The organism is Bartonella sp. AD328YNZD, from assembly GCF_042196425.1.
In genome coordinates this window covers 1-2,611 of record NZ_JBHIQG010000321.1, presented here as the reverse complement: position 1 = coordinate 2,611, position 2,611 = coordinate 1, and the positions used below count along the sequence as shown (strand labels likewise).

The window sequence follows — 2,611 nt, the reverse complement described above, 5'->3', positions numbered from 1 at the left end:
TTTGTGACCATTATGAGGGCGTTGCACAAGGACGAGAAGGGCAAAATTTAGAATGGGTTTTTATTAATGATCTTGATCAATATCCTATGCCTGATGCAGATAAACCATTAATTCAGTTATTGAGAAATTTTCTTCTTTAATGAGTTTGTGAGAAGAGAATATCGTGTGGTGTGTATTGCATACATATTGAGCAAGGATTCAAAAGGATTTTTTTGCATAAAAAACTGCTTCCTCATCATGATGATGCATATTAAAATCAACATATTGATTTATAATCATAAAATATCCTTTACATAAAACTGTCTCTCTTCATGTTGTACTATTTCATTGTTTAAATACTCTTTCTCTAAATCAGAAAAAATTGTTTAAGAACAAGCTAATAGAAGGATAAGTATATTCGTTTTGGAAAAAGATAAAAGCATAAAGGTAGAAATTATTGTGTGGTTTATCCATTTCCTTTTTGTGTAGCGTTATAGCTTTCAAAATTATGCAAAGCAATATTTTTAAAATGATAAAGACTATGCAGTGTCTTATGTTTTTTATATTCTATAATAATAGAAGGTACTTATAAATAGTATCACGCTTGTATTATTCAATTGCGTATTGATTGAGAGAATTTACTTTTCAATTCATCTTTTAGCATTATCTATGAATGAATAATACAAGATACACTGAAAGTTGCTATTTTTATATTTATAAACTTATGAATTAACTTTATTATAATTTCTTAAAATCAACGTTATACTTTCCATTATATTTTAACAGTTTATGCGTTATCTATTTAATCTATATTTCAACTACTTTCCAAATTACATGCAAACCCATTTAACAAGCTGTCATTGGACAATTTTTTAATGCAAAGTAAAAGGATATGTGGAACAGTGAAAAATACGAATGGCAAGAGATCTCATTTGAGTTGCATAATGCTTTTTTATTTTTAAAATCAACACATTATTGTAAAAAATGATGATTTAAAAAAGCCATTGAGAAAGCTGGGTGCTGAATTTTTGCAATATCCAAAGGACAGTGTATGTTGATAAAAACTTTTGAAAAAATATTGAATATTTTTTTACAACATAACTTAGCAAAATTCAAAACATACATGGAGAAAATTGGTAAAAGAGAATGCAACTCTGTAGGGCGTATGTTAGAAAATCTTATTCTCTAACCTCTATTCGCACACCCATCACTAAAAAAAATACAAAAACTCAATAAGTTTTATATATAAAAAAGTACAATCCTCTTAAATACCGAGGTTTAGGGGATAATTAAGCAATGCACCCCATTTGATATAAATTCAATTTATAAAAACCTTCTTACGTCGATATGAAGCAAACAGCCAACAATAGCCCACATTGTCATATTCATGTAAAAGCACGTACTATATTCCCAGTGTTGTTGGACGTCGTTTTTCTACAGGATATCGCTGGCATTTTTGAGCAATACGCGTAACTGCTTTTTCCAGTGGTTCGATCGTAACATCCATAGAGGAACCATTTGCATGAATAATATTTTCAGAATCAGTCATAATAGCGACATGACCTTTCCAAAAAATCAAATCACCTCGTTGAAGTTTATCACTATCTGAGAGTGGATTTCCTATAGTTTTTTGTTGCATATCAGTATCGCGTAAAACAACTTGACCAGCCATTGTCATAGAAAGTTGGACCAGTCCTGAGCAATCAATTCCAAAACCACTGGCTCCACCCCAACGATAAGGTGTATAGATCAACATTTCAGCAGCTTTAACATAATCTTTATACACGACGTTGCCAATTGGACTGAGATGATCGCTAACGATTGCGCCCCCATTTTCAAGTATAGAATACTTGGTCCCACGGACTTCAACTTCATTAACAACGCTTACTTTACTTCCTATAGATAAAGGATATTCTACTGGTCCACGTAAGTCAGCTTGGGAATATTGAAAAGTACGTGGCGCTGTAACAACATGTGTTTGTTCTACGGTTGATGTACAAAGAACTTTTGTATCAATATAACCGACATAACCATCCTTGAGAGATTGTGCCCACGACATTTCTTCTCCATGCTCAAAGATGAGAAGTTCTTCTCCGTATAAGCACTCTGTCTGCATTTCACTTTTGTTATTATTTTCTTTAAACAATCCAGCAACAGGTACATTAACGCGTCTTTTTTCACCTTGCACAAAGCGCTGAGCTGTAATTTCGCCTTTAAGACGTTCGTCTGCTAGATCTTCTCTGAACGCATGTAATCTCGGATCTCTAGGGAACATTTATTTATCTTTCATCCTTTGTTTTTTTTCCTTTAAATAGGCTCATAATAATTGTATTGGTAGAATTTTTATCCTCAAATAAATTACAGAACACAATTAAAGATGAAGAACAATTGCTCTTAAAGTTCTAAAATTGTCCATTTTTATGTTTGTTTTATGTCAAAATTAATTTTTAAAGAGATTATAAAGAGCACGAATAACTTGTGCGGAACCACCGACAGGATACCCTGGTTTTTCTTTTGGAACCCATCCATAAAGGTCGAAATGGGCAAAAAGTTTGGTTTTTTCAACAAAAGAATTAAGAAATAAAGCAGCGATTATAGAGCCAGCAAAGCTATTTCCAGTTACATTGTTAAG

1 protein-coding gene and 2 pseudogenes are annotated in these 2,611 nt (G+C 32.2%); 1 reads left to right on the top strand and 2 read right to left on the bottom strand.

The annotated features are described in order from the left end of the window. A pseudogene (locus ACFIO3_RS11220) lies at positions 1 to 140 on the top strand (8-oxo-dGTP diphosphatase MutT); the annotation flags it as partial. Between the two features lie 1,241 nt (positions 141 to 1,381). On the opposite strand, the gene ACFIO3_RS11215 reads toward ACFIO3_RS11220, so the two are convergent. Next, positions 1,382 to 2,254: an NlpC/P60 family protein gene (locus tag ACFIO3_RS11215; protein WP_375608019.1), complete on the bottom strand. Its 873-nt coding sequence runs from the start codon at positions 2,252 to 2,254 to the stop codon at positions 1,382 to 1,384. 165 nt (positions 2,255 to 2,419) lie between these two features. After that, positions 2,420 to 2,611 (bottom strand): annotated as a pseudogene (locus ACFIO3_RS11210) (leucyl aminopeptidase family protein); the annotation flags it as partial.

Bases quoted from the DNA above. Each gene is read 5' to 3' on its own strand.
- ACFIO3_RS11215 (WP_375608019.1), bottom strand. From the start codon at position 2,254: ATGTTCCCTAGAGATCCGAGATTACATGCGTTCAGAGAAGATCTAGCA.